The following is a 23,017-nucleotide window of genomic DNA, read 5'->3' on the forward strand; positions in this document are numbered from 1 at the left end:
GTCCGAAACGCGCCATTTACGTCCGTTTCGCCAAGAATCTGACCCAGTAAAGCCTTTTTGTCTTCACATTTTCGCGGAAAACGGTATGGATGCCGCATATGAGGTTCCGATAAAAGGGAACTACAGACCAAAAAGAGATGCAGTCATGTTGGCTCGCATCCAGGGGAAATGACATATGGAGTATTTCGTCCAGCAGCTCTTCAATGGGCTGACGCTCGGATCCATCTATGGCCTTGTCGCTATTGGCTACACGATGGTTTATGGCATTATCGGCATGATCAATTTCGCCCATGGCGATATCTTCATGCTCGGTGGTTTCGCAGCTCTAATCGTCTTTCTCGTTCTCACATCCATCTTTGCAGGCTTTCCGGTCGCAGTTCTTCTGCTGCTGATGCTGATCGTTGCGATGCTGATGACGAGTTTGTGGAATTGGACGATCGAGCGTGTTGCATACCGGCCGCTGCGCGGTTCCTTCCGCTTGGCGCCGCTGATCACCGCGATCGGCATGTCGATCACGCTGTCCAACTTCATCCAGGTGACGCAGGGTCCGCGCAACAAGCCGATTCCGCCGCTCGTGGGTTCGGTTTACAATATCGGCGGTATTTCGATCTCGCTGAAGCAGATCATCATCATCCTCATCACCGTGGTGCTGCTGGCCGCCTTCTGGTACATCGTCAACCGCACGGCGCTCGGACGCGCCCAGCGCGCGACGGAGCAGGACCGCAAGATGGCCGCTCTTCTCGGCGTCAATGTCGATCAGACGATCTCCATCACCTTCATTATGGGCGCGGCGCTCGCCGCTGTCGCCGGCACGATGTACCTGATGTATTATGGCGTCGCCTCGTTCAACGACGGCTTCACGCCGGGCGTCAAGGCGTTTACCGCAGCCGTTCTCGGCGGCATCGGGTCGTTGCCGGGTGCCGTTCTCGGCGGACTGATGATCGGCCTCATCGAATCGCTCTGGTCCGCCTACTTCACGATCGCCTACAAGGATGTCGCGACTTTTGCGATCCTCGCTTTCGTCCTGATCTTCAAGCCGACCGGCATTCTCGGACGGCCGGAAGTCGAGAAGGTATAACATCATGGCAAACATCGAAAATTCTGCTGGCAAGCCCGCACCCGGGCTTGTCCAGAAAGGCCTTACGGAAGCCTTATTCGCGGCCCTCCTTTCCCTCGGTCTGTTCGTTCTCTATGTCGGCCTCAAGACCGACCAGAACATCAACAACGAGCTCATCATCGTTCAGCGCTGGGGCCTGCTTGCGATCTTCGTGGCGATCGCTGCGATCAGCCGCTTCGTGATAGTCGTTTTCGTCAAGCCGAACATCGACAAGCGCAAGCTTGCCAAGGCGAAGCACGGCGAGCTCGACATCTCGACCGAGAAGGGTTTTCTCCGCCAGCATTTCCTGAAAATCGCGCTGGTCGCGCTTCTGCTCTATCCGGTGGCCATCTACGCGGCTTTCGGTGCGCAAGGCTCGCTGAAATGGGTCGACAACTTCGGCATCCAGATTCTCATCTATGTGATGCTCGCATGGGGCCTGAACATCGTCGTCGGCCTTGCCGGTCTGCTCGACCTCGGTTACGTCGCCTTCTACGCGGTCGGTGCCTATTCCTATGCGCTGCTCTCCAGCTATTTCGGCCTGTCCTTCTGGCTTCTGCTGCCGATGTCGGGCATCCTGGCGGCGCTTTGGGGTGTCATCCTCGGCTTCCCCGTCCTGCGTTTGCGCGGCGACTATCTCGCCATCGTGACACTCGCCTTCGGTGAAATCATCCGTCTCGTGCTCATCAACTGGACGGCCGTGACCAAGGGCACCTTCGGCATCTCGGGCATCCCGAAGGCGACGCTGTTCGGCATTCCTTTCGATGCGACGTCGGGCGGCTTTGCCAAGCTCATGGGCCTTCCGATGTCGTCGGCCTATTACAAGATCTTCCTCTTCTATCTGATCCTGGGCCTCTGCATGCTGACGGCCTACGTCACGATCAGGCTTCGCCGCATGCCGATCGGCCGTGCCTGGGAAGCGCTGCGCGAAGACGAAATCGCCTGCCGTTCGCTCGGCATCAATACGGTCACGACCAAGCTCACAGCCTTTGCGACCGGTGCGATGTTCGGCGGCGTTGCCGGCTCGTTCTTCGCAGTGCGCCAGGGCTTCGTCTCTCCGGAATCCTTCGTGTTCCTGGAATCGGCCGTCATCCTGGCCATCGTCGTCCTCGGCGGCATGGGCTCGCTGACCGGTATTGCGATTGCTGCGCTCGTCATGGTCGGCGGGACAGAATTGCTGCGCGAGATGGACTTCCTGAAAGCCGTCTTCGGTCCGGATTTCACGCCGGAACTCTACCGCATGCTTCTCTTCGGCCTCGCCATGGTCGTCGTCATGCTGTTCAAGCCGCGCGGCTTCGTCGGCTCGCGTGAACCGACTGCCTTCCTCAAGGAGCGCAGGGCAGTTTCCGGAAGCTTTATCAAGGAGGGGCACGGCTGATGAGCCCCGCAGAAATGACGACAATGTCCAGCGATACCCTGCTCAAGGTCGAGCATCTGTCGATGAAGTTCGGTGGCCTCATGGCCATCAACGACCTGTCCTTCGAAGCCAAGCGCGGTGACATTACCGCGCTGATCGGGCCGAACGGCGCCGGCAAGACGACCGTCTTCAACTGCATCACCGGCTTCTACAAGCCGACGATGGGAATGATCACACTGAACCAGCAGAGCGGAAAGCAGTACCTGCTCGAGCGCCTGCCGGATTTCCGCATCACCAAGGAAGCTCGTGTCGCGCGTACCTTCCAGAACATCCGCCTATTCTCAGGCCTCACTGTTCTGGAGAACCTGCTCGTTGCCCAGCACAACAAGCTGATGAAGGCATCGGGCTATACGATCCTCGGCCTTCTCAACATCGGCCCGTACAGGAAAGAGGCTGCAGCATCCATCGAGCTCGCACGCTTCTGGCTGGAAAAGGCCGATCTGATCAGCCGCGCCGACGATCCTGCAGGCGATCTGCCCTATGGCGCGCAGCGGCGTCTCGAAATCGCCCGCGCCATGTGCACGGAGCCGGAATTGCTCTGCCTCGACGAGCCCGCCGCCGGCCTCAATCCGCGTGAATCGGCGGCTCTCAACGCATTGCTGCAGGGAATTCGCGCCGATACCGGTACGTCGATCCTGCTCATCGAACACGATATGTCGGTGGTCATGGAAATCTCCGACCATGTCGTGGTGCTGGAATACGGGCAGAAGATTTCCGACGGCACGCCGGAGCATGTGAAGAACGACCCGAAGGTCATCGCGGCCTATCTCGGTGTCGAGGATAAGGAAGTGGAAGAGGTCATCGCAACTGTCGAGAGCCTCGAAGGGGGCGCAAACTGATGGCCGGCGAACAGCTTCTCAAGGTTCAGGGCGTCGAAACCTATTACGGCAATATCCGTGCGCTCGCGGGCATCGATGTCGACGTCAACAAGGGTGAGATCGTCAGCCTCATCGGCGCCAACGGCGCCGGAAAGTCGACGCTGATGATGACAATCTGCGGCAGCCCGCAGGCGCGCACTGGCGCGGTGATCTTCGAAGGGCGCGACATCACTCGCATGCCGACGCATGACATCGCGCGGCTTCGCATTGCGCAGTCGCCGGAAGGCCGCCGCATCTTCCCGCGTATGACCGTCACGGAAAACCTGCAGATGGGTGCGGGCCTCGACAACCTCAAACATTTCAACGAGGACGTCGAGAAGATCTTTACGCTGTTCCCGCGCCTCAAGGAACGCCACGCGCAGCGCGGCGGCACGCTTTCCGGCGGCGAGCAGCAGATGCTGTCGATCGGCCGTGCGCTGATGGCGCGCCCGAAGCTCCTGCTTCTCGACGAGCCGTCGCTCGGTCTCGCGCCGCTGATCGTCAAGGGTATTTTCGAGGCGATTAAGAAGCTCAACGAGCAGGAAGGCCTCACCGTTTTCCTCGTCGAGCAGAATGCATTTGCTGCCCTGAAGCTCTCGCACCGCGCTTACGTGATGGTGAACGGCAAGGTAACGATGAGCGGGTCCGGCAAGGAACTGCTCGCCAATCCGGAAGTCCGTGCCGCCTATCTCGAAGGCGGAAGACATTGAGCCGGGCAGAAGGGAGAGTTTGATATGCAGGGACTTTTCTTCGAACCGGATACGGGCGTGCGGATGGTCATCCGCGGGCTGGTCGTGCTGATCGGGTTCTGGACGGCATGGCGCGCCGGCAGGGCTGCAGCTGAAAGCTGGAGCAATTATCCGCTGGTCGTCGTCTACACCTTCCTGCTCGCCTGGGTGATGCAGTTCCTGCATCATGCGCTCTTCAACGGGCCAATGCTCAGCGCCTTCTTTTATGTCATAGATTTTGTGCTGCTGCTCGTCTTCTCGACGGCGGGTTTCCGTTATCGCCGCACCAATCAGATGGTCAACAACTATTACTGGCTGTACGAAAAAACTTCCGCGTTCTCGTGGAAGAACAAACATTGACAGTCCGTTGAAACTAGGCATGAATTGCCTTCAGAGTGGAACAGCTTTCCTGGCGCAGTCAATGGTGGGTAATGCGCCGGGTCTAGGACCGGAACCCGCCCAAAAATTGGGAGTAAAAATATGAAGAAATCTCTTCTGTCGGCGGTGGCACTGACGGCGATGCTCGCCTTCAGCGGCAACGCCTGGGCCGACATTCTCATTGGCGTCGGCGGTCCTCTGACTGGCCCGAACGCTGCGTTCGGCGCTCAGCTTCAGAAGGGTGCCGAGCAGGCAGTCGCTGATATCAACGCCGCAGGCGGCATCAACGGCGAGCAGATCAAGCTCGAACTCGGTGACGACGTCTCCGACCCGAAGCAGGGCATCTCGGTCGCCAACAAGTTCGTCGCTGACGGCGTGAAGTTCGTAATCGGCCACTTCAACTCGGGCGTTTCGATCCCCGCGTCTGAAGTCTATGCTGAAAACGGCATCCTCGAAATCACCCCGGCTGCAACGAACCCGGTGTTCACCGAGCGCGGCCTGTGGAACACATTCCGTACCTGCGGTCGTGACGACCAGCAGGGCGCGATTGCCGGTAAGTATCTTGCCGATCATTTCAAGGACGCCAAGATCGCTGTCGTTCACGACAAGACACCTTACGGTCAGGGTCTTGCCGACGAGACCAAGAAGTCTCTGAACGCTGCTGGCGTCACCGAAGCCATGTATGAAGGCATCAATGTCGGCGACAAGGACTTCTCCGCCCTCATCGCAAAGATGAAGGAAGCCGGCGTCTCGATCATCTATTGGGGTGGTCTGCACACCGAAGCCGGTCTCATCATCCGTCAGGCTGCCGACCAGGGCCTGAAGGCAACGCTCGTTTCTGGCGACGGTATCGTCTCGAACGAACTTGCTTCTATCGCTGGCGACGCAGTTGCCGGTACGCTGAATACCTTCGGCCCGGATCCGACGCTCAACCCGGCCAACAAGGAACTCGTTGAGAAGTTCAAGGCTGCCGGCTTCAACCCGGAAGCTTATACTCTCTATTCCTACGCTGCCATGCAGGCGATCGCCGGTGCTGCCAAGGCGGCTGGTTCGACTGATGCGGAAGCTGTCGCAACCGCGATGAAGGAAAAGGGTCCGTTCCCGACCGTTCTCGGCGACATCTCCTTCGACGAAAAGGGTGACCCGAAGATTCCGGGCTACATCATGTACGAATGGAAGAAGGGTCCGGACGGCAAGTACAGCTACTTCCCGCAGGGTATGTAAGCTTCGCTTGCACGGTCCAGTACCGTTTACGGAAGCCCGGTCTTGACCGGGCTTCTTTCTTTTTCGACAGGCGTTTCAATTCTTGCGGTCATCCTCTAGTTCTTTGAGGCGTAGAATTTTGAGACGGAAGCACCAATGTCCCGACCGCGCATCCTCGTCACCCGCCGCTGGCCCGCCGCGGCAGAAGCCGCCCTTGCCGAACGTTTCGACGTAACCTTCAACGAGAAGGATATTCCGCTTGGTCTCGACCAAATGCGGCAGGCGATGGCAGCCTATGATGCGGTCCTTCCCACCGTTTCCGACAAGCTGCCTGCCAGCGTTTTCGAAGGCGATATCCGCACGAAAATTCTCGGAAATTTCGGCGTGGGCTACAATCACATCGAGATCGCCGCCGCCAAGGCGAAAGGTATCTTGGTCACCAATACGCCCGGCGTCCTCACCGACTGCACTGCGGACATTGCAATGCTGCTCCTGCTCGCCGTTGCCCGCCGGGGCGGGGAGGGCGAGCGCCAGCTTCGCGACGGCGCGTGGAAGGGCTGGTGCCCGACGCATATGATCGGCACAAAGGTAGCCGGCAAGACGGTCGGGATCATCGGATTCGGCCGTATCGGTAGGGCCTTTGCGCAGCGCTGCCATTCCGGCTTCGGGATGGACGTCGTCTTCTACAATCGCTCGACGATCGATGCCGCGGAGGCTGCGCGCTATGGGGCTCGCCAGCTGGCGACGATGGAGGAGGTGCTGGCCGCGTCCGATTTCGTTTCGCTCCATTGCCCCGGCGGTGCGGAGAACCGGCATCTGATGAATGCAGCGCGCTTTGCGGCGATGAAGCCAGGCGCGTTCCTGATCAATACGGCGCGCGGCGACGTGGTCGACGAGGCGGCACTGATCAGCGCCCTTCAGATCGGCAGCATCCGCGGCGCGGGGCTCGACGTCTACGAAGCGGAGCCGCAGGTGCCGGAAAAGCTGAAGTCGATGGAGAATGTCGTCCTGCTGCCGCATCTCGGCAGCGCGACGGAGGAGACCCGAACAGCCATGGGCATGAAGGTGGTGGAAAACATCACCGCCTTTTTCGACGGGCGTGAGCCGCCCGATCGCGTCGTTTGATTTCGTTCCTTTTGGCGCAGGATGACCTATCGCGAGAGCTGACGATCGGGCTCGCTTGCTGCAATCTTCCTGCCATGACCGCTCAAGCCGAACAGGACACGTGCCGGGCCAGGCAGGAGGTCGACACAGACGGCCAACAGCACCGAAAGCAGGATAGTGGCGGCCGTAACGATCGAATAGCTCACGGCGACCGGCATATCGAGCGGTAGGACATAGTACAGGGCGGCTACCGTTACGGTTTGATGGACGATGTACAGCGGGAATACCAGCCGGTTCATCGCAGCAAGCTTTTCGCTGGGCTGATTGAAGTGACGAGCCGCAAATCCAACGAGCGTCAGGATCATGCTCCAGGCCAGCAAGAAGATCCCTGCCTTGAATAGCGGCGTATTTTGCGCGTAGCTGCCGATCGCCTGGTCCTCCGGCACCATCCAGGCGTAGCGATAGAGCAGCCCGCTTGTCACCAAAGCGATCGCTGCACTGACGAAGCGCCGGCCGACGATCGTTTCGATTAGCACACTGTGATAGCGGGCCATGAGAAAGCCCAGTCCGAACCAGCTTGCCCAAACGGCAAACCACGCGCCGTCATTGTAAAGGGCGTTCGTTTGCTTCGGAAAGAAAGGTGAAAGCGCGAGGTTTAGTGCGAGCGGCAGCAGGAAGAAGAGGTAGATGAAGCCGGTTTTCGAAGTGCGTTCGAACCAGGCTGCGATCTTGTTTCCGGGCTGGACCAGATATCCGAAGATGGGATAGCAGATCACTGACATGACCAACAGATAGGCGACGAACCACATATGCGCCCAGGTGAAGTTGCCCTTGGGATAGCGGCCTTCGGTGAAGTAGCGGGTCGTCCAGAATTCGAGAAGTGAACCCTGATAGCCGTTCTCGTACATTCGTTCGTACCACACCTGCGGCACAACGATCACTGCCATAGCAAAGAGGAGGGGTATCAGCAGACGAAACGTGCGCTTGCGCAGGAAGGACAGGCTGGCTGCCGAGCCGAAGGTAAAGGCCGCTCCCATGCCCGAGACGAAAAATAATAGCGCAAGCCGCCAAGCGCGCGGGAAGTCCATGACCAGCGAAAGCGTGGTGCTTGTCTTGTCGCTGTGGATCAGCCAGTTGATGTCGGGCAGGAAGGACGCCGACGAATGGTAGACAAGCAGAATCGCGAAGGCGAAGATCCTCAGCCGATCCACATAGTAAAGCCTGCTTTTCATGCCCGCCGCCTGCCGCTCAATCGCCTAAGGTGCCTTTTGCATAAGCGCAAAGGATTTAAGGATCGCTGCCTAAGCTTGGTAAAAATATTCCTCCTTCCGGACTGCGCGGATCCCCAGCCACTGAAGAAATGCGTGCCAATCAGGCACTGCCGGCCGGCAGGTTCAGTTCGAAAAGCAGTTCGTTGTCCTTCTCGCCAATCAGTTCCCAGCCAGCTAGACGATAGAGCTTCTCGGCTCTTGTTCCCGGGTCTGTTGTCAGCCAGATGCGATCATGGCCTGCATCCTTCAGGACCGAACAGGCGCTGGCAAGAAGGGCCGTTCCGATACCGCGCTTTGCGTAAGCATCATCGACAAACAGTGCCCAGATGTTGCCGTTGCGCGGGTCGCCGGCGGAAAAGCCTTGGACATCGCCATCCTGTTCCCAGACGAATATTCCCGGGTTTGCAATAAACCAGCGCAGATCGTCGAGTGTAATCTTGCCGGGATCGGATAGCCTGTTTTCACGAACGCTGTTTCGGATTTCCACGATGCGTGCGATATCCCGTTCTTTCGCCCTCCGGATCAATATCTCCAGCCTTTGCCGTGTCGGGATCTCGTGCCCAGACGCTCATATCTCATGCAGCACATGCGCCGCCTTAACCGCAGCCGAGGCCCGGTTTTCGACGCCAAGCTTCACGTAGATCTGCTCCAGGTGCTTGTTCACCGTGCGTGCCGACAATCCCAAAATTTCACCGATATCGCGGTTCGCCTTGCCCTTGGCGATCCAGAGCAGCACCTCGGATTCTCTCTGGGTCAGGGAGAAATGCTGGCGAAGCACGGCGTCGTCGCTGCGTTGATTGGCGGCGGTCAGGCGGAAGAGATATTCGTCGGGTCCGATGGTTCCAAGGAAACCGAGTTGAAGCGTTGCCTGGCCCGCGTTCGCAATGGAGATGACGGCATCGCGCCCGGCTGCCGCGCGCATTTTCATCCACTCGGCAATGTGATTGGTGACGATGTCCATACCGTCGTCACTGCCCATCGCTGCATTGACGAGGCGAGTTGCCTGCGGCGTCGACCAGTGAACGGCACCGTCGCCTTTGACGGCAAGCAGGTGACGTCCAGCAGCGTCAAGGGCCACGCGGGCGCTTTGCGCCGAACGCGCGTTGCGTAGATGCACCCGAATGCGGGCGCGAAGCTCATCGATATTGATCGGCTTGGTCAGATAGTCGACGCCGCCGGATTCCAGCGCGTGGACGACGTGTTCGGTTTCGGTGAGACCGGTCATGAAGATCACCGGCACCTGGCTGACGGCCGCATTGGCCTTCAGCTTGCGGCAGGTCTCGAAGCCATCCATCGAAGGCATGACCGCATCGAGCAGGATCAGATCCGGCGTGATGCGCTCGACGATGTTCAAGGCCGCGGAGCCCGAGGTTGCGATCAGCACGGAAAAACCGGACTGCTCCAACGCATCGGTCAAGAAGCCCAGCGCCTCGGGGGAGTCGTCGACCAGCAGAACAATATCGCGGGGGAGGGCCGGTTCAGCCAATGGTTTCTACCTTTTCGTCGAAGCCGTGCAGGAAAGTCATGAAGCCGGCGAGATCGAAGGCGGCGACATAAGTGCGGAGTTCATCCGTAAATGGCTGATTTGCCTCCACCTTGGCAAGATCTGCGAGCTTGGCTTCGATCCCGCGGATGTAGCCGATCTCGCCGAGGCGGAGCAATTCCTCGATATGCGCGGAACCGGGGCTTTTCATCGGCGGCTGAGCCACGGGAACGGTTGCCTGGGCGGCGTCGGCATAAATCCACTTCAGGCCAAGATGCAGCGCCAGCTTGTCGCGAAGCTGCTTGATATCGACCGGCTTGCCGATTGCATCGCTGTGGCTGCCGTCGCTGTCGGCGGCGGCTGCGGCGTCTCCGATATTGGCGGAGAGCATGACGATCGGGGAGGTCTGGCCGGTTTCGCGCAGACGCGATACGAGTTGCCAGCCGTTCATGCCGGGCATCGAAATATCGACGAGGAAGAGATCCGGCTGGATGCCTTCGATCAGGGTGAGGCAGTCGGGGCCGTTGCCCGCCGTCAGCATGACGAAATCGAGCGGCACCAGGATTTCCCGCATCATCTCGCGATGATCTTCGTTGTCGTCGACGACGACGATCGTCCGACGCGGGCCGTCATAGCCGACGATCTTCTTTTCCTGGGGCGGCGCGATCATTTCGCGCATCACGGCAAATAGCATCAGGCGAACGCGGAAGGTCGAACCCTTGTCCTTCTCGCTGCTGACGGCGATTTCGCCGCCGAGCGTGTTGGTGAGGAGTTGCGTAATCGTCAGGCCTAATCCAAGCCCCGGCATGGGGCGGATGCTATCGGCCTCACCCCGCTGGAACGGCTCGTAGATGCGGCTTAGGTCCTTTTCGGCAATGCCGCGACCGGTGTCGGAAACGGTGAAGGTCGCGACCTGGCTGCGATAGCCGACATCGAAGGTCACGCTCCCCTCGTCGGTAAACTTGATGGCGTTCGAAAGCAGATTGACGAGGATTTGGCGCAAGCGTTTCTCGTCGGTGCGGACGAACTGCGGCAGAGACTGAGAGCGGTCATGCCTGAAAGCAAGACCCTTCGCCTGCGCCTGCGGGCGGAACATGTCGACGATCTGGTCGAGGAAATCGTGGATGTTGATTTCATTCGAATAGACCTGCAGGCGGCCCGCCTCGATCTTGGAAATGTCCAGCAAACCGTCGATCAGGCCGGAAAGATGCTCGGCGCTGCGGCGGATGACCTTGATGGATGACTGGCGCGGCGCAGGGATGGTCTCGTCTCGCTCCAGAATCTGGGCGTAGCCGAGCACTGCGTTGAGCGGCGTACGCAGCTCATGGCTCAAGCCCACGACATAGCGGCTTTTCGCCCTGTTCGCGGCTTCTGCCGCCTCCTTGGCATTCTGAAGCGCTGCGTCGGTCTTTTTATGCGCGGCGATTTCCCTCAGCAGCAGAGTATTTTGACGCGAAGATTCCTCTTCGGCGACGACGCGGCTGTCATGCGCCAGCACGTAGAACCAGCAGACGACGCCGGCGATGACGGAGAAGACGAAGAAGACGATGAGGATCGTGCCGTTGACGACCTCCGCCGTTTCCGGAGAGGCCGAGGCGACCTGATGGGCAATCATCGCAAGGATTGCGCCGACCGCTGTCAGGGCCAGAACCACGGCGATGCCGTAACGTCCGAGGCGGGTCGACAATTTCTCGATCACCGTCTCCGGCAGCAAGGCCTTGGCGACGGTGCCCACCTGCGTGTTGAAACGCGCCTTCGGCTTGCACATGTCATGGCAGCGGCTGTCGAGCGAGCAGCAGAGCGAGCAAATCGGCGCTGCATAGGCCGGGCACCAGGCCATGTCCTCCGGCTCGAACGGATGTTCGCAGACGGAGCAGGTGATGTTCGTCAGGTTCTTCCAGCTGTGACGCGGTTTGCGCGCCAGATAGAACTTGCCCTTCGTCGCCCAGGCGATCAGCGGCGAGGCTGTGAGCGCGATCACCAGGGTGATGTAAGGTGCAAGCGAAGCGGCGATTGCGCCGAAGGCGCCGAAATGCGCAATCAGCGCCATCGTCGCGGAAAGACCCATGGCGCCGAGGCCGACCGGGTTGATGTCGTAGAGATGTGCGCGCTTGAACTCGATGCCGGGCGGCGCAAGACCGAGCGGCTTGTTGATGAAGAGATCAGCCGAAATCGTGCAGAGCCAGGCCATGGCGATGATCGAGAATATCCCGAGCGTTTCCTCAAGCAGCCGGTAGATGCCGAGTTCCATGAGAAGCAAGGCGATCGCCACGTTGAAGATCAGCCAGATGACGCGGCCGGGGTGGCTATGTGTCAGGCGCGAGAAAAAGTTCGACCACGCGAGCGAGCCGGCATAGGCGTTCATCACGTTGATCTTCAACTGCGAAACGACGACGAAGGCCGCCATCAGCAGCAATGCTCCGATATGCCAGGGGATCATGTAGCCGAAAGCGGTCAGATACATCTGCGCCGGATCGGCGGCGCGGTCGACGGGAACGCCGGCACTTAACGTCAGCACGACGAGAAAGGAGCCGGCAAGCAACTTCGGTGCGCCGATGATCACCCAGCCGGGGCCGGCCAGAAAGACCGCGAGCCGATGACGCAATTTGCGCTGCCCGTCCGGCGGCAGGAAGCGGAGAAAGTCCGCCTGTTCGCCGATCTGGGACATGAGGGCAAGGATCACGGCCGAAGCGGCGCCGAACTCCATCAGGTTGAAATCCGCGATTGTACCCGGCGGGCCTGAAGCGTGGCGAATGCCGGCGAAGGCGCGCCAGAGATCGAATTTTTCCCAGTCCAGGAGCGCGATGAAGATGAAGGGAAGGATATTGAGCACGATCCAGAAGGGCTGGGTGACGAGCTGGAACCTGCTGATCAGCTTGACGCCGTAGGTCACCAGCGGGATCACCATGACGGCGCTGACGATGTAGCCGATCCAGAGCGGGATGCCGAGCGTCAGTTCCAGCGCGCCGGACATGATCGAAGCTTCGATCGCAAAGAGCATGAAGGTGAAGCTGGCATAGATCAGCGAGGTGATCGTCGAGCCGATATAGCCGAAGCTTGCGCCGCGCGTCAGGAGATCGATGTCAACACCGTGCCTGATTGCATAGCGGCTGATCGGCAGGCCGATCGCGAGCATGGCGATCGAGGCGACGACGATCGCGAAGAATGCGTTGGTCGTGCCATAGGAGAGTGTGATGGCACCGCCGATGGCTTCGAGCGCGAGAAAGGAAATCGCACCGATCGCCGTCTGCGAGATGCGCTGCGAGGAAAATTGCCGGGCGCCCTTGGCGGTGAAGCGCAGCGCATAGTCTTCCAGCGTCTGGTTCGCGACCCAGCGATTATATTCGCGTCTCACCGGAATGATGCGTTGGCGCGCTGCCATGCCTATTTTCTAGCACTCTCGATAAAATGATCATTGAATAGGCAGCTTTGGCAGGAATGACGGAAAACGCAAGAGGTGCACCCGCAAGTTCACAGAACAGGCATATTTTTGAAACGCGTCTGTCACAGCCAAATCCTACCACGCCGGCATTCCTTCCTAATAATTCGGAAATCCACTATGTCTGTCTTGCGCTATCGCCGGTTGACCACCGCGCTCCTCGTTCTCCTGACGGTCGTGCCGTCGCTTGCGAGTGCCCAGTCGGCGCCGGCCTATGTCGATGCCGGCGTCGCCAACAAGCGCGGCGATGCCTGCCTTTCGACGGCTAACAGCAATGCCGCCGTGCAGCTTCTCTCCGGCTTTTTGAAGATCTGGACGCCGCGCATTGCCGTTCGTCGATGCTGGTGTCGAGGCACCGGCCAAGGATAATTGCCCGGCCGTTGCCAAGACCGATTGGGACGGCATTCCCTTCAGCCCGACCGACGGCCATATCGTCGACCAGGCGGGTCACCACGCAAATATCGCCTATGTGGTCAAGGTGACCCGTGCGCACACTGCGCAGCAGGCCATCACCACCTATCTTGACGATCGGCGCGGCAAGAATGCCAGCATTGTCGGTGGTCTCGGGCCGTTGACGGATGCCTGGAAGGCCGGGTCAAAGCAGACGACGACGATCACGGAGGTTGCCGCCGACGCGACGACAGTGAAGTACGACGACAAGGGCAACAATCGCGGACTCGGCAGCAAAGCGGACGAGAACCCCAAGATGGCGGCGAATCCGGATCTGGGCCTTGCGGTAGACCTCATCAACGCGGCGAGCGGCGACGGCTCAACGGAGCCTACCAAACGCAATTTCAAAAATGCGCGTCCCTAACGCTGGACCCGGGACGTGGTGGTCCTCCCGACGCTGGAGCCGGCCAAGAGCGCCAATCCGGCCGAAGACGGTGGTTTCCCGAGCGGGCATGCGGCGGAAGCCTGGCGCGATGCACTCGCCATGGCCTATCTTGTGCCGCAACGCTTTCAGGAAATGCTGACGCGCGCCAGCGAAATGGGCGAGAGCCGCATCCTGGCCGGCATGCATTCGCCGCTCGGCGTCATGGACGGCCGCTTGCTGGCCACCGCAACGGTTGTCTACAACCTCAACACGCCCAAGAACGCAGCACTGAAAGCGTGATGCTTACCGCCAGGCGCAGTCCTGGCTCGCCGCCAAGAGCGGCGCGACGGGCGAGGCCGGCCTTGACGCCCTGGCGCATGCGGCGCCGCTTGCCAACGACCGCTTCGCGGACCGCAGCGCGAACAGCGCCTACGTGCTTGAACGCCTGTCCTACGGTTTCGCGCCGATCGACGCGACCGACCAGCCGCCGCGCGTGCCGAAGGCGCCGAAGTGCTTATCGAAACGCGTCTGCCCTATCTCGACGCCGAGCAGCGCCGCGATGTACTGAAGACAACAGAGATTGCTTCGGGCTATCGGCTGCTCGACGACGCAGAAGGCTACGGCCGCCTCAACTTTTTTGCCGCTGCCGACGGCTACGGCACCTTAGCGGATGACGTGACGGTGACGATGGACGCAGCCAAAGGCGGCTTCAACGAGCTGGATACCTGGAAGAACGACATCGGTGGCAAGGGCCGGCTCGTCAAGCGCGGCAGCGGCAACCTCGGGCTTTCCGGCGCCAACAGCTATGCAGGCGGCACGGTGTTGGAGGAGGGGGCTTTGGCGGCCCTGTCACCGGCAGCATTCGGCAAGGGCGATCTGGTGGTCGATGGCGGTTCGCTCATTCTGGCTGCCGAAGGGCCCGTGACCATTGGCGGCGACTACCGCCAGCGCGCCAACGCCGCGATGGAGCCGACGCTTGGAGAAGACGGCAAGGGCGGGCTCATCGTCAAGGGCAAGGCGGCGCTTTCCGGCGAGCTTCGCGTGACGCTTGCCGAGGGCTATGCGCCGGCGCCGGGAACGAAGATCGAGTTCTTAAAGGCGGGTTCCGTCACCGGGACCTTCGGCAAGGTCAGCGTCGAGGGCCATAAGACAAGCGTTGCCTACGGCCCGACCGGGGTGACGCTGACCATCGAGGGTGACAGCTAGGCTAAACACCGGCCCATCCGCTTTTAACCTGCTCCTCAATGGCTGCATGGCAGCGGTGACGCTGAAGACCTTCCTCTTATGGGGAGGGGCCAAATTTCCGCCTCGCCTCGCGCCGACCTGCCCATTTCGCCCCCACCTCTACGTCATATTGCGTATACGGTTTTGCGCTGCAGCCCCCGATAGTTCTTCAAGCAACAGTTAATTTCCGTTTCCGGCCTGTTGCGGAACAAGAAGAGGGGAGTTCAACCAAATGAATCTCAAGTCCTATGTAACGGGCGCCGCGCTTGGCCTCGTCATGGCGGCGTCAGCCGCCTTCCACGGAGCCGCTGCCGCCGACGACACGATCAAGGTCGGCGTTCTGCATTCGCTCTCCGGTACCATGGCCATCTCCGAAACGACGCTGAAAGACGCCATGCTGATGCTCATCGATGAGCAGAACAAGAAGGGCGGCCTTCTCGGCAAGAAGCTCGAAGCGGTTGTCGTCGATCCAGCCTCCGATTGGCCGCTGTTTGCCGAAAAGGCACGCGAGTTGATCGAAAAGGACAAGGTTGCGGCCGTCTTCGGTTGCTGGACCTCGTCTTCGCGCAAATCGGTCCTGCCGGTTTTCGAAGAGCTGAACTCGTTGCTCTTCTACCCGGTTCAGTATGAAGGCGAAGAGTCTTCGCGCAATATCTTTTACACGGGCGCTGCACCGAACCAGCAGGCGATCCCGGCCGTCGACTACCTGATGGAAAAGGAAGGCGTAAAGCGCTTCGTGCTTGAAGGCACCGACTACGTCTATCCGCGCACCACCAACAAGATCCTGGAAGCCTACCTCGTATCCAAGGGCATTCCGAAGGAAGACATTATCGTCAACTACACGCCGTTCGGCTTCTCCGACTGGCAGACGGAAGTCTCCAAGATCAAGGAATTCGGCTCGTCCGGTAAGAAGACCGCCGTCGTCTCCACCATCAACGGCGACGCCAACGTTCCCTTCTACAAGGAACTCGGCAACCAGGGCATCAAGGCAACCGACATCCCGGTTGTCGCCTTCTCGGTCGGCGAAGAAGAGCTTGCCGGTCTCGACACCAAGCCGCTCGTCGGTCACCTCGCAGCCTGGAACTACTTTGAGTCGGTCGAAAGCCCGGCCAACAAGAAGTTCATCAAGGAATGGCACGCCTTCACCAAGAACGACAAGCGCGTGACCAACGACCCGATGGAAGCCGCCTATATCGGCTTCAATGCCTGGGTTAAGGCTGTTCAGGCTGCCGGAACGACCGATACCGACAAGGTTCTCGACAGCATCATCGGCACCACGGTTCCGAACCTCTCCGGCGGCTATGCCACTGTCATGCCGAACCACCACATCACCAAGCCGGTGCTGATCGGCGAAATCCAGGCTGACGGCCAGTTCGAAATCGTCCAGGAAACGTCAGCCGTCGTCGGCGACGAATGGTCCGACTTCCTGCCGGACTCCAAGGACCTGATCTCCGATTGGCGCAAGCCCATGAACTGCGGCAACTTCAACGTTGCAACGGGCAAGTGCGGCGGCAAGGGCTCCTGAGTACGAACCCGATCCGTTGACTGCCTGAAGCCTTCCGTCCGGATCCCTTGTCCGGGCGGAAGCTCCGTCCCGAGCGATTGCTGCCCACAAGGCCAACGACAAGCCAGGCGAGAGAGCCCCATGTTTCGCGCCATCAAGATTTTCCTTTTGACGATCTGCCTTGCCCTGCCGGCGTTCGCCACGGCGCTCGAGGCGCAGGACGATATCCACGCCCTTGTCGATGCACTCGGCGCCGGCGGCTTTCCGCAGCGCGAAGCCGCCATCAAGGCTCTTGTGGCTTCAGGAGATCCGCATGTCGGCCAGATCCTGCAGCAGCTGAGTGACGGCCAGCTTTATGTGAATTCCGAAGAAGGCGGCCCCGTCCTCCTGCAGGGTGGCACCGACGACGAGCCGACCTATTCCGACCCGATCACCGGCAAAGCTGTCGCCGATATCGATCCGGACTACATGTCCAAGGTCAAGATCAACAATTCCCTGCGCGGCGTGATCGCCAGCGCCATGAGCACGCTGACGCTGCTGAGCCCGGACCGTTCCGCACGGCTTTCCGCCGCTCAAGGGCTGCTGAAAGATTCCGACCCTTCCAATCTCGAGCTTCTGAACTCGGTGCTCGCCGATGAAAAGGATGCCGAAATCAAGAACACGATGGAAGCGGCCCGCGCCGTCATGATGCTCAAGAGCGATGTCAGCGCCGAAGACAAGAAGGCGGCGATCGACACAATCGCGGCGCGCGGCGACCGCAATGCGCTCACCATCCTGACCACCGCGATGGAGACTGCACCCGACGACCTGAAGGCCAACATCGAGGCCAATATCGCCGGTATCAAGCGCAATCTAGCGCTCTGGGATATCGTGCAGAACGTCTGGTACGGCCTGTCGCTCGGCTCGGTGCTGCTGCTCGCGGCAATCGGGCTTGCCATCACCTTCGGTGTCATGGGCGTCATCAACATGGCGCATGGCGAAATGGTGATGATCGGCGCTTACACGACCTATGTCGTGCAGGAACATATCGCATCGAACTTTCCCGAGCTCGCAACCTATTCGCTGGTGATTGCGATTCCGGCGGCCTTCCTCTTCACCGGCTTTGTCGGCCTCGTCATAGAGCGCATGGTCATCCGCTATCTCTACGGCCGCCCGCTCGAAACACTGCTGGCGACATGGGGCGTGTCCCTCATCCTGCAGCAGGCGGTTCGCACGATCTTCGGCCCGACGAATCGCGAAGTGCGCAATCCAAGCTGGATGTCCGGCGCCTTCGAACTCGGCGGTCTGTCGATCACCTGGAACCGCATGTGGATCATCGTCTTTTCAATGATCGTCTTCGTGACTTTACTGCTGCTCCTGAAGCGCTCCGCCTTCGGCCTGCAGATGCGCGCAGTCACGCAGAACCGCCGCATGGCGTCGTCCATGGGCATCCGCACCGGCTGGGTCGATGCCTTCACCTTCGCGCTCGGCTCCGGCATCGCCGGCATGGCGGGTGTGGCGCTTTCGCAGATCGACAACGTCTCGCCGAACCTTGGACAGAGCTACATCATCGACAGCTTCATGGTCGTGGTCTTCGGCGGCGTCGGCAATCTTTGGGGCACGCTGGTAGGTGCGTTGTCGCTCGGCGTCGTCAACAAGTTCCTCGAGCCCTTCGCCGGCGCAGTGCTCGGCAAGATCCTCGTGCTCGTCCTCATCATCCTCTTCATCCAGAAGCGTCCGCGCGGGCTCTTCGCACTCAAAGGAAGGGCGGTGGAAGCATGATTACGGCCTTCCTTCTCCGGTCTCTCGATCGCAAGATTTCCATTGCCATCGCCATCCTGCTCATGGTCGCCGTGCTGGTGCCGGTTCTGAACCTCATGACAGGTCCGGAGAACCCGTTGCATATCCCGACCTACATCATGGCGCTGTTTGGCAAATACCTGACCTATGCGCTGCTGGCCCTGGCCCTCGATCTCGTGTGGGGCTTCTGCGGCATCCTCTCGCTCGGTCACGGCGCCTTCTTCGCGCTCGGCGGTTACGCGATGGGCATGTATCTGATGCGTCAGATCGGGTCGCGCGGCGTCTATGGCGACCCGATCCTGCCCGACTTCATGGTGTTCCTGAACTGGAAAGAATTGCCCTGGTTCTGGTACGGCTTCGACCAGTTCTGGTTTGCAGCGCTGATGGTGCTGCTGGTACCTGGGCTGCTCGCCTTCGTCTTCGGCTGGTTCGCCTTCCGTAGCAGGGTCAACGGTGTCTATCTCTCGATCATCACCCAGGCGATGACCTATGCGCTGCTGCTTGCCTTCTTCCGCAACGACATGGGCTTCGGCGGCAATAACGGCATGACCGACTTCAAGGACATCCTCGGCTTCAACGTGCAGGCCGACGGAACGCGCGCAGCACTCTTCGCCGCGACCGCAATCCTCCTGGCGCTGTCGCTGTTGATTGCTTCGGCCATCGTACGTTCGAAATTCGGCAAGGTGCTGGTCGGTGTGCGCGATGCGGAAAGCAGAACGCGCTTCCTCGGCTACCGCGTCGAACACTTCAAACTCTTCACCTTTGTCGTCTCGGCGATGATGGCAGGCATTGCGGGCGCGCTCTACGTGCCGCAGGTCGGCATCATCAATCCCGGAGAATTCGCACCGGCAAACTCCATCGAGGTCGTCATCTGGACGGCCGTCGGCGGCCGCTCGACGCTGATCGGGCCGATCATCGGTGCGATTCTGGTCAATGGCGGCAAAACCATCTTCACCGGCCTTTTTCCTGAGTTCTGGCTCTTTGCGCTCGGCGGTCTCTTCGTTGCCGTCACGCTGTTCCTGCCGAAAGGTATCGTCGGCACGATCGCCCTGTACCTCGGCAAGAAGAAGCCGAGGACGGAAACCGCGCCGCCTGCCTTTCAGGAAGAGGGCGTCGATGCAAAAATTCAGGCAGCGGAGTGAGCGGCTATGATCCCGGATATCAAACCCAACAGCGTGCTCTACCTCAACAACGTCTCGGTTTCCTTCGACGGCTTCAAAGCGCTGAACTCGCTTTCGATCGTCATCGAGCCCGGCGAGCTTCGCGCCATCATCGGCCCCAACGGCGCCGGCAAGACGACGATGATGGACATCATCACCGGCAAGACGCGGCCGGATGAGGGCGAGGTTTATTTCAACGGCGATATCGACCTCACGAAGAAAGACGAAGCCGATATCGCCCAGCTCGGCATAGGCCGCAAATTCCAGAAGCCGACGGTCTTCGAAAGCCATACGGTCTGGGACAATCTGGAGCTTGCGCTGAATCGCAAGCGCGGCGTTTTCCCGACGCTCTTTCATCGCCTCTCTTCCGACGACAAGGCTCGCATCGAGGAAATCCTTGTGACCGTGCGGCTGACGCATCGTAGCGACGAGCTGGCAGCCAGTCTGTCTCACGGGCAGAAGCAATGGCTGGAGATCGGCATGCTGCTCGCACAGGAGCCGAAGCTGTTGCTGGTCGACGAGCCGGTTGCCGGTATGACCGATGCCGAAACCGTGGAGACGGCGATCCTGCTCCGGGAAATCGCCAAGACTCGCTCCGTCGTCGTCGTCGAGCACGACATGGGCTTCATCCGAGACCTCGGCGTGAAGGTGACCTGCCTGGCGGAAGGCTCCGTGCTTGCCGAAGGGTCGATCGATTTCGTGAGTTCCGATGCGAAGGTGATCGAGAATTATTTGGGGCGGTGAGGGATGATTGATCTGTTTGTCGTTGGCAGGGCTCTGACCCTTCCCCAACCTCTCTTCACCAAGGGGAGGGGTTTAACCGGGTCATTCCCTCATTGCCATGATTACCCGTTTTTGCATGGGTTGATGGAAAGCAAGACGGTCGCTCCAAGTCAGCCACTGCCCCTTGTGGGAGGGGGTTGGGGAGGGGTCTTTGAACCCGCAACGCGCCAGGAGGCGGCCTCATGCTGACAGTCGAAAACGCAAACCTGCACTACGGCGCCGCACAAGCGTTGCGCGGCATCTCGATCAAGGCGGAGATGGGTAAGATCACTTGCGTGCTGGGGCGGAACGGCGTGGGGAAGAGTTCTCTTCTCCGCGCCGTCACCGGCCAGCATCTGCTGTCGGCCGGAACGGTGAGCTTCAATGACGTGGCGTTGAACGGCCTGGCGCCTTATGCGCGCGCCAAGCAGGGTATCGGCTATGTGCCGCAAGGGCGCGAGATTTTCCCGCTGCTCACCGTCAAGGAAAACCTCGAGACCGGCTTTGCTCCGCTTGGCCGCCGCGACCGCAACATCCCCGACGATATCTTCAGCCTCTTCCCGGTGCTGAAGTCGATGTTGTCCCGTCGCGGCGGCGATCTTTCCGGCGGGCAGCAGCAGCAATTGGCGATTGGTCGGGCCATGGTGACGCGGCCGAAGATCCTTGTGCTGGACGAGCCGACGGAAGGCATCCAGCCGTCGATCATCAAGGATATCGGCCGCGCAATCCGCTATCTACGCGACTCGACCGGCATGGCGATCCTGCTCGTGGAGCAATATCTCGACTTCTGCCGCGAGCTTGCCGACTACGTCTACATCATGGACCGCGGTGAGATCGTCCACGAGGGTTTGGCGGATACGCTCGATACGCCCGAGGCCAGGCGCCACCTGACCGTCTAAGCGGCATATGCCGCTTTCCAAGGCAGCTTCCATGTTCTGGCAACCGTGTCCGCCGCCGTTCCTTCATGATCGGCAGGCGGCATAAAAATTGCTTGCTTTCAATTATTTGCGGCATTGAATGAGAACGGCCGGGCAAACGGCGAAGGCCCAAGGGGATGGAATGACGATCGCGGCGGCAATCACCAGACCACAAAGGGCACAGGGGCGCGGGCACCTGGCCGCGAAGCTGCTGGACGGGCGGGCGCGCATCCGCGAACTCTATCAGGAAGGTGCCGCCAAAATACGCCTCCCGGAGACTTTCGATGCTTCCATGGAGGCGGTAATCATCAATACGGCGGGTGGGTTGACCGGTGGCGACCAGATGAACTGGAGCGTCGTTGCAGGTCCAATCACGCGTATCGATGTGACGACGCAGGCGTGCGAGAAGATCTACAAGGCATCCGCTGGAACGGCCGAAGTCACGACAACGATCGAGGCTGGCGCGAATGCACGGGTCGACTGGCTGCCGCAGGAGACGATCCTGTTCGATCGCGCCTCGCTGTTCCGCCGCCTCGACGTCGATCTCGACGAGACGGCGGAGTTCCTAGCCGTCGAGGCGATCCTGCTCGGCCGCAAAGCAATGGGCGAGAAGATGGAGACCGGCCTTTTCCGTGATCGCTGGCGGATTCGCCGCGCTGGTAAGCTGATCCATGCCGAGGAGTTGCGGCTTGATGGCGCCATCGGCGCGCTGACTGCTCGCCAGCCCGTCCTCAGCGGACAGGTGGCTTTTGCAACGTTGCTCTATGCCGGGCCTCTTGCAGAAGCCTATCTCGCGAGAGTGCGCCCGCTACTCGGCGGACATGCGGCAGGCGCCAGCGCTTGGAACGGCAAGCTCGTCGTGCGGGCTGCAGCCGCTGACGGCTTTGCCCTCAGAAAAATCCTGATCCCGGTCATTTCCGCCTTGCGCAACGGTGCGCCTGTGCCGAAAGTCTGGAATCTCTAGTTTCAAAGCAGATGGATCGACGATGAACCTCACTCCGAGAGAAAAAGACAAGCTGCTGATCTCCATGGCGGCGATGGTGGCGCGGCGCCGGCTGGAACGCGGCGTGAAGCTCAATCATCCCGAAGCGATCGCGCTGATCACCGACTTTGTCGTGGAAGGCGCGCGTGACGGCCGCCCGGTCGCCGAACTGATGGAAGCGGGCGCTCATGTCATCGGCCGGCATCAGGTGATGGAGGGCGTTCCCGAGATGATCCATGATGTGCAGGTGGAAGCGACCTTCCCGGACGGCACCAAGCTCGTCACCGTCCACGAACCGATCCGCTGAGGAGGTCGCAATGCTCGAACTTCGTCCGAACTGCGAATGCTGCGACAAGGATCTGCCGCCGGAAAGCCGCGAGGCGATGATCTGCACTTTCGAGTGCACCTTCTGCGCCGATTGTGCGAGCGATGTGCTCCAGGGCCAATGCCCCAATTGCGGCGGTGAGTTCACTTGCCGCCCGGTGCGTCCGGCCGCCATGCTCGCCAAATATCCGGCATCGGCGAAACGTATCTTGAAGGCCGAGGGCTGCGTGCCCGTGAAGGCTGCGTGAGGACAATAAGATGATCCCAGGCGAAATCATTGCCGCAAGCGGCGACATCGAATTAAACGCCGGTGCACCGACCGTCACCATTGAAGTGTCGAACACCGGCGACCGCCCGGTGCAGGTCGGCAGCCATTACCATTTTGCCGAAACCAATGCCGGTCTCTCCTTCGATCGCGACAAGGTGCAGGGCATGCGCCTCGACATCCCGGCAGGCACGGCCGTGCGTTTCGAGCCGGGTCAGACGCGTTCTGTGACGCTGATCCCGCTCTCCGGCAAGCGTGAGGTCTATGGCTTCCGCCAGCTCGTGATGGGTAAGCTCTGAGAAGAAAAAGG

At 60.2% G+C, this 23,017-nt stretch carries 20 protein-coding genes and 1 pseudogene; 17 read left to right on the plus strand and 4 right to left on the minus strand.

Features of this window, described 5'->3' with window-relative positions; all coding sequences use genetic code 11:
* The first annotated feature begins 175 nt into the window (after positions 1-175).
* The 7 genes from A3C3_RS0123110 (at position 176) to A3C3_RS0123140 (ending at position 6,804) form a co-directional block, all read left to right on the plus strand.
* Positions 176-1,078, plus strand: a complete 903-nt coding sequence (locus tag A3C3_RS0123110) for a branched-chain amino acid ABC transporter permease (protein WP_022716958.1) — start codon at positions 176-178, stop codon at positions 1,076-1,078.
* A 4-nt stretch (positions 1,079-1,082) separates the two neighbouring features.
* The gene (gene livM / locus A3C3_RS0123115) at positions 1,083-2,474 is read left to right on the plus strand and encodes a high-affinity branched-chain amino acid ABC transporter permease LivM (RefSeq protein WP_022716959.1); all 1,392 of its coding nucleotides are present in this window, start codon (positions 1,083-1,085) and stop codon (positions 2,472-2,474) included.
* Positions 2,474-3,352, plus strand: coding sequence for an ABC transporter ATP-binding protein (locus tag A3C3_RS0123120; protein ID WP_022716960.1), 879 nt, complete (start codon positions 2,474-2,476; stop codon positions 3,350-3,352). Before livM ends, A3C3_RS0123120 begins: the two co-directional genes overlap by 1 nt.
* Positions 3,352-4,080, plus strand: coding sequence for an ABC transporter ATP-binding protein (locus tag A3C3_RS0123125; RefSeq protein ID WP_022716961.1), 729 nt, complete (start codon positions 3,352-3,354; stop codon positions 4,078-4,080). Before A3C3_RS0123120 ends, A3C3_RS0123125 begins: the two co-directional genes overlap by 1 nt.
* A 24-nt stretch (positions 4,081-4,104) precedes the next feature.
* Positions 4,105-4,458, plus strand: coding sequence for a DUF6867 family protein (locus A3C3_RS0123130; RefSeq protein ID WP_022716962.1), 354 nt, complete (start codon positions 4,105-4,107; stop codon positions 4,456-4,458).
* Between the two features lie 120 nt (positions 4,459-4,578).
* Entirely contained in the window at positions 4,579-5,700 is a 1,122-nt protein-coding gene (locus A3C3_RS0123135; protein WP_022716963.1) for a branched-chain amino acid ABC transporter substrate-binding protein, read from the plus strand.
* Positions 5,701-5,835: 135 nt separating this feature from the next.
* Entirely contained in the window at positions 5,836-6,804 is a 969-nt protein-coding gene (locus A3C3_RS0123140) for a 2-hydroxyacid dehydrogenase (RefSeq protein WP_022716964.1), read from the plus strand.
* 26 nt (positions 6,805-6,830) lie between these two features.
* Here the strand turns inward: A3C3_RS0123140 and A3C3_RS39005 are convergent, their stop codons facing one another.
* The 4 genes from A3C3_RS39005 to A3C3_RS0123160 all read right to left on the minus strand — a co-directional run bounded on the left by A3C3_RS39005 (position 6,831) and on the right by A3C3_RS0123160 (position 12,919).
* Complete coding sequence (locus A3C3_RS39005) at positions 6,831-8,015, minus strand: acyltransferase family protein (RefSeq protein WP_022716965.1); 1,185 nt, start codon at positions 8,013-8,015, stop codon at positions 6,831-6,833.
* A 139-nt stretch (positions 8,016-8,154) separates the two neighbouring features.
* Complete coding sequence (locus A3C3_RS0123150) at positions 8,155-8,541, minus strand: GNAT family N-acetyltransferase (RefSeq protein WP_233450675.1); 387 nt, start codon at positions 8,539-8,541, stop codon at positions 8,155-8,157.
* Positions 8,542-8,622: 81 nt separating this feature from the next.
* Positions 8,623-9,540, minus strand: a complete 918-nt coding sequence (locus A3C3_RS0123155) for a response regulator transcription factor (protein WP_022716967.1) — start codon at positions 9,538-9,540, stop codon at positions 8,623-8,625.
* The gene (locus A3C3_RS0123160) at positions 9,533-12,919 is read right to left on the minus strand and encodes a hybrid sensor histidine kinase/response regulator (RefSeq protein WP_022716968.1); all 3,387 of its coding nucleotides are present in this window, start codon (positions 12,917-12,919) and stop codon (positions 9,533-9,535) included. Before A3C3_RS0123160 ends, A3C3_RS0123155 begins: the two co-directional genes overlap by 8 nt.
* Positions 12,920-13,096: 177 nt before the next feature.
* On the opposite strand from A3C3_RS0123160, the pseudogene A3C3_RS41700 reads away from it, so the two are divergent.
* From A3C3_RS41700 to A3C3_RS0123210, 10 genes and pseudogenes are all read left to right on the plus strand, one after another.
* A pseudogene (locus tag A3C3_RS41700) lies at positions 13,097-14,996 on the plus strand (acid phosphatase).
* Positions 14,997-15,246: 250 nt separating this feature from the next.
* Complete coding sequence (urtA, locus tag A3C3_RS0123170) at positions 15,247-16,539, plus strand: urea ABC transporter substrate-binding protein (RefSeq protein ID WP_022716969.1); 1,293 nt, start codon at positions 15,247-15,249, stop codon at positions 16,537-16,539.
* 120 nt (positions 16,540-16,659) lie between these two features.
* Positions 16,660-18,279, plus strand: a complete 1,620-nt coding sequence (gene urtB, locus A3C3_RS0123175; protein WP_022716970.1) for an urea ABC transporter permease subunit UrtB — start codon at positions 16,660-16,662, stop codon at positions 18,277-18,279.
* Positions 18,276-19,439, plus strand: coding sequence for an urea ABC transporter permease subunit UrtC (gene urtC, locus A3C3_RS0123180; RefSeq protein ID WP_022716971.1), 1,164 nt, complete (start codon positions 18,276-18,278; stop codon positions 19,437-19,439). The genes urtB and urtC overlap by 4 nt, the downstream gene beginning before the upstream one ends.
* A gap of 6 nt (positions 19,440-19,445) precedes the next feature.
* A complete protein-coding gene (gene urtD, locus A3C3_RS0123185) occupies positions 19,446-20,201 on the plus strand; it encodes an urea ABC transporter ATP-binding protein UrtD (protein ID WP_022716972.1) in 756 nt (251 codons plus the stop codon).
* 221 nt (positions 20,202-20,422) lie between these two features.
* Positions 20,423-21,118, plus strand: coding sequence for an urea ABC transporter ATP-binding subunit UrtE (gene urtE / locus A3C3_RS0123190; protein ID WP_022716973.1), 696 nt, complete (start codon positions 20,423-20,425; stop codon positions 21,116-21,118).
* Between the two features lie 160 nt (positions 21,119-21,278).
* Positions 21,279-22,100, plus strand: coding sequence for an urease accessory protein UreD (locus tag A3C3_RS0123195; RefSeq protein WP_022716974.1), 822 nt, complete (start codon positions 21,279-21,281; stop codon positions 22,098-22,100).
* Between the two features lie 22 nt (positions 22,101-22,122).
* Complete coding sequence (locus tag A3C3_RS0123200) at positions 22,123-22,425, plus strand: urease subunit gamma (RefSeq protein WP_022716975.1); 303 nt, start codon at positions 22,123-22,125, stop codon at positions 22,423-22,425.
* A gap of 10 nt (positions 22,426-22,435) precedes the next feature.
* The gene (locus A3C3_RS0123205; RefSeq protein WP_022716976.1) at positions 22,436-22,690 is read left to right on the plus strand and encodes a DUF1272 domain-containing protein; all 255 of its coding nucleotides are present in this window, start codon (positions 22,436-22,438) and stop codon (positions 22,688-22,690) included.
* Positions 22,691-22,700: 10 nt separating this feature from the next.
* The gene (locus A3C3_RS0123210; protein WP_022716977.1) at positions 22,701-23,006 is read left to right on the plus strand and encodes an urease subunit beta; all 306 of its coding nucleotides are present in this window, start codon (positions 22,701-22,703) and stop codon (positions 23,004-23,006) included.
* The last annotated feature ends 11 nt before the right edge of the window (positions 23,007-23,017 follow it).

The organism is Rhizobium mongolense USDA 1844, from assembly GCF_000419765.1.
In the GTDB taxonomy this organism is placed as follows: Bacteria; Pseudomonadota; Alphaproteobacteria; order Rhizobiales; family Rhizobiaceae; genus Rhizobium; species Rhizobium mongolense.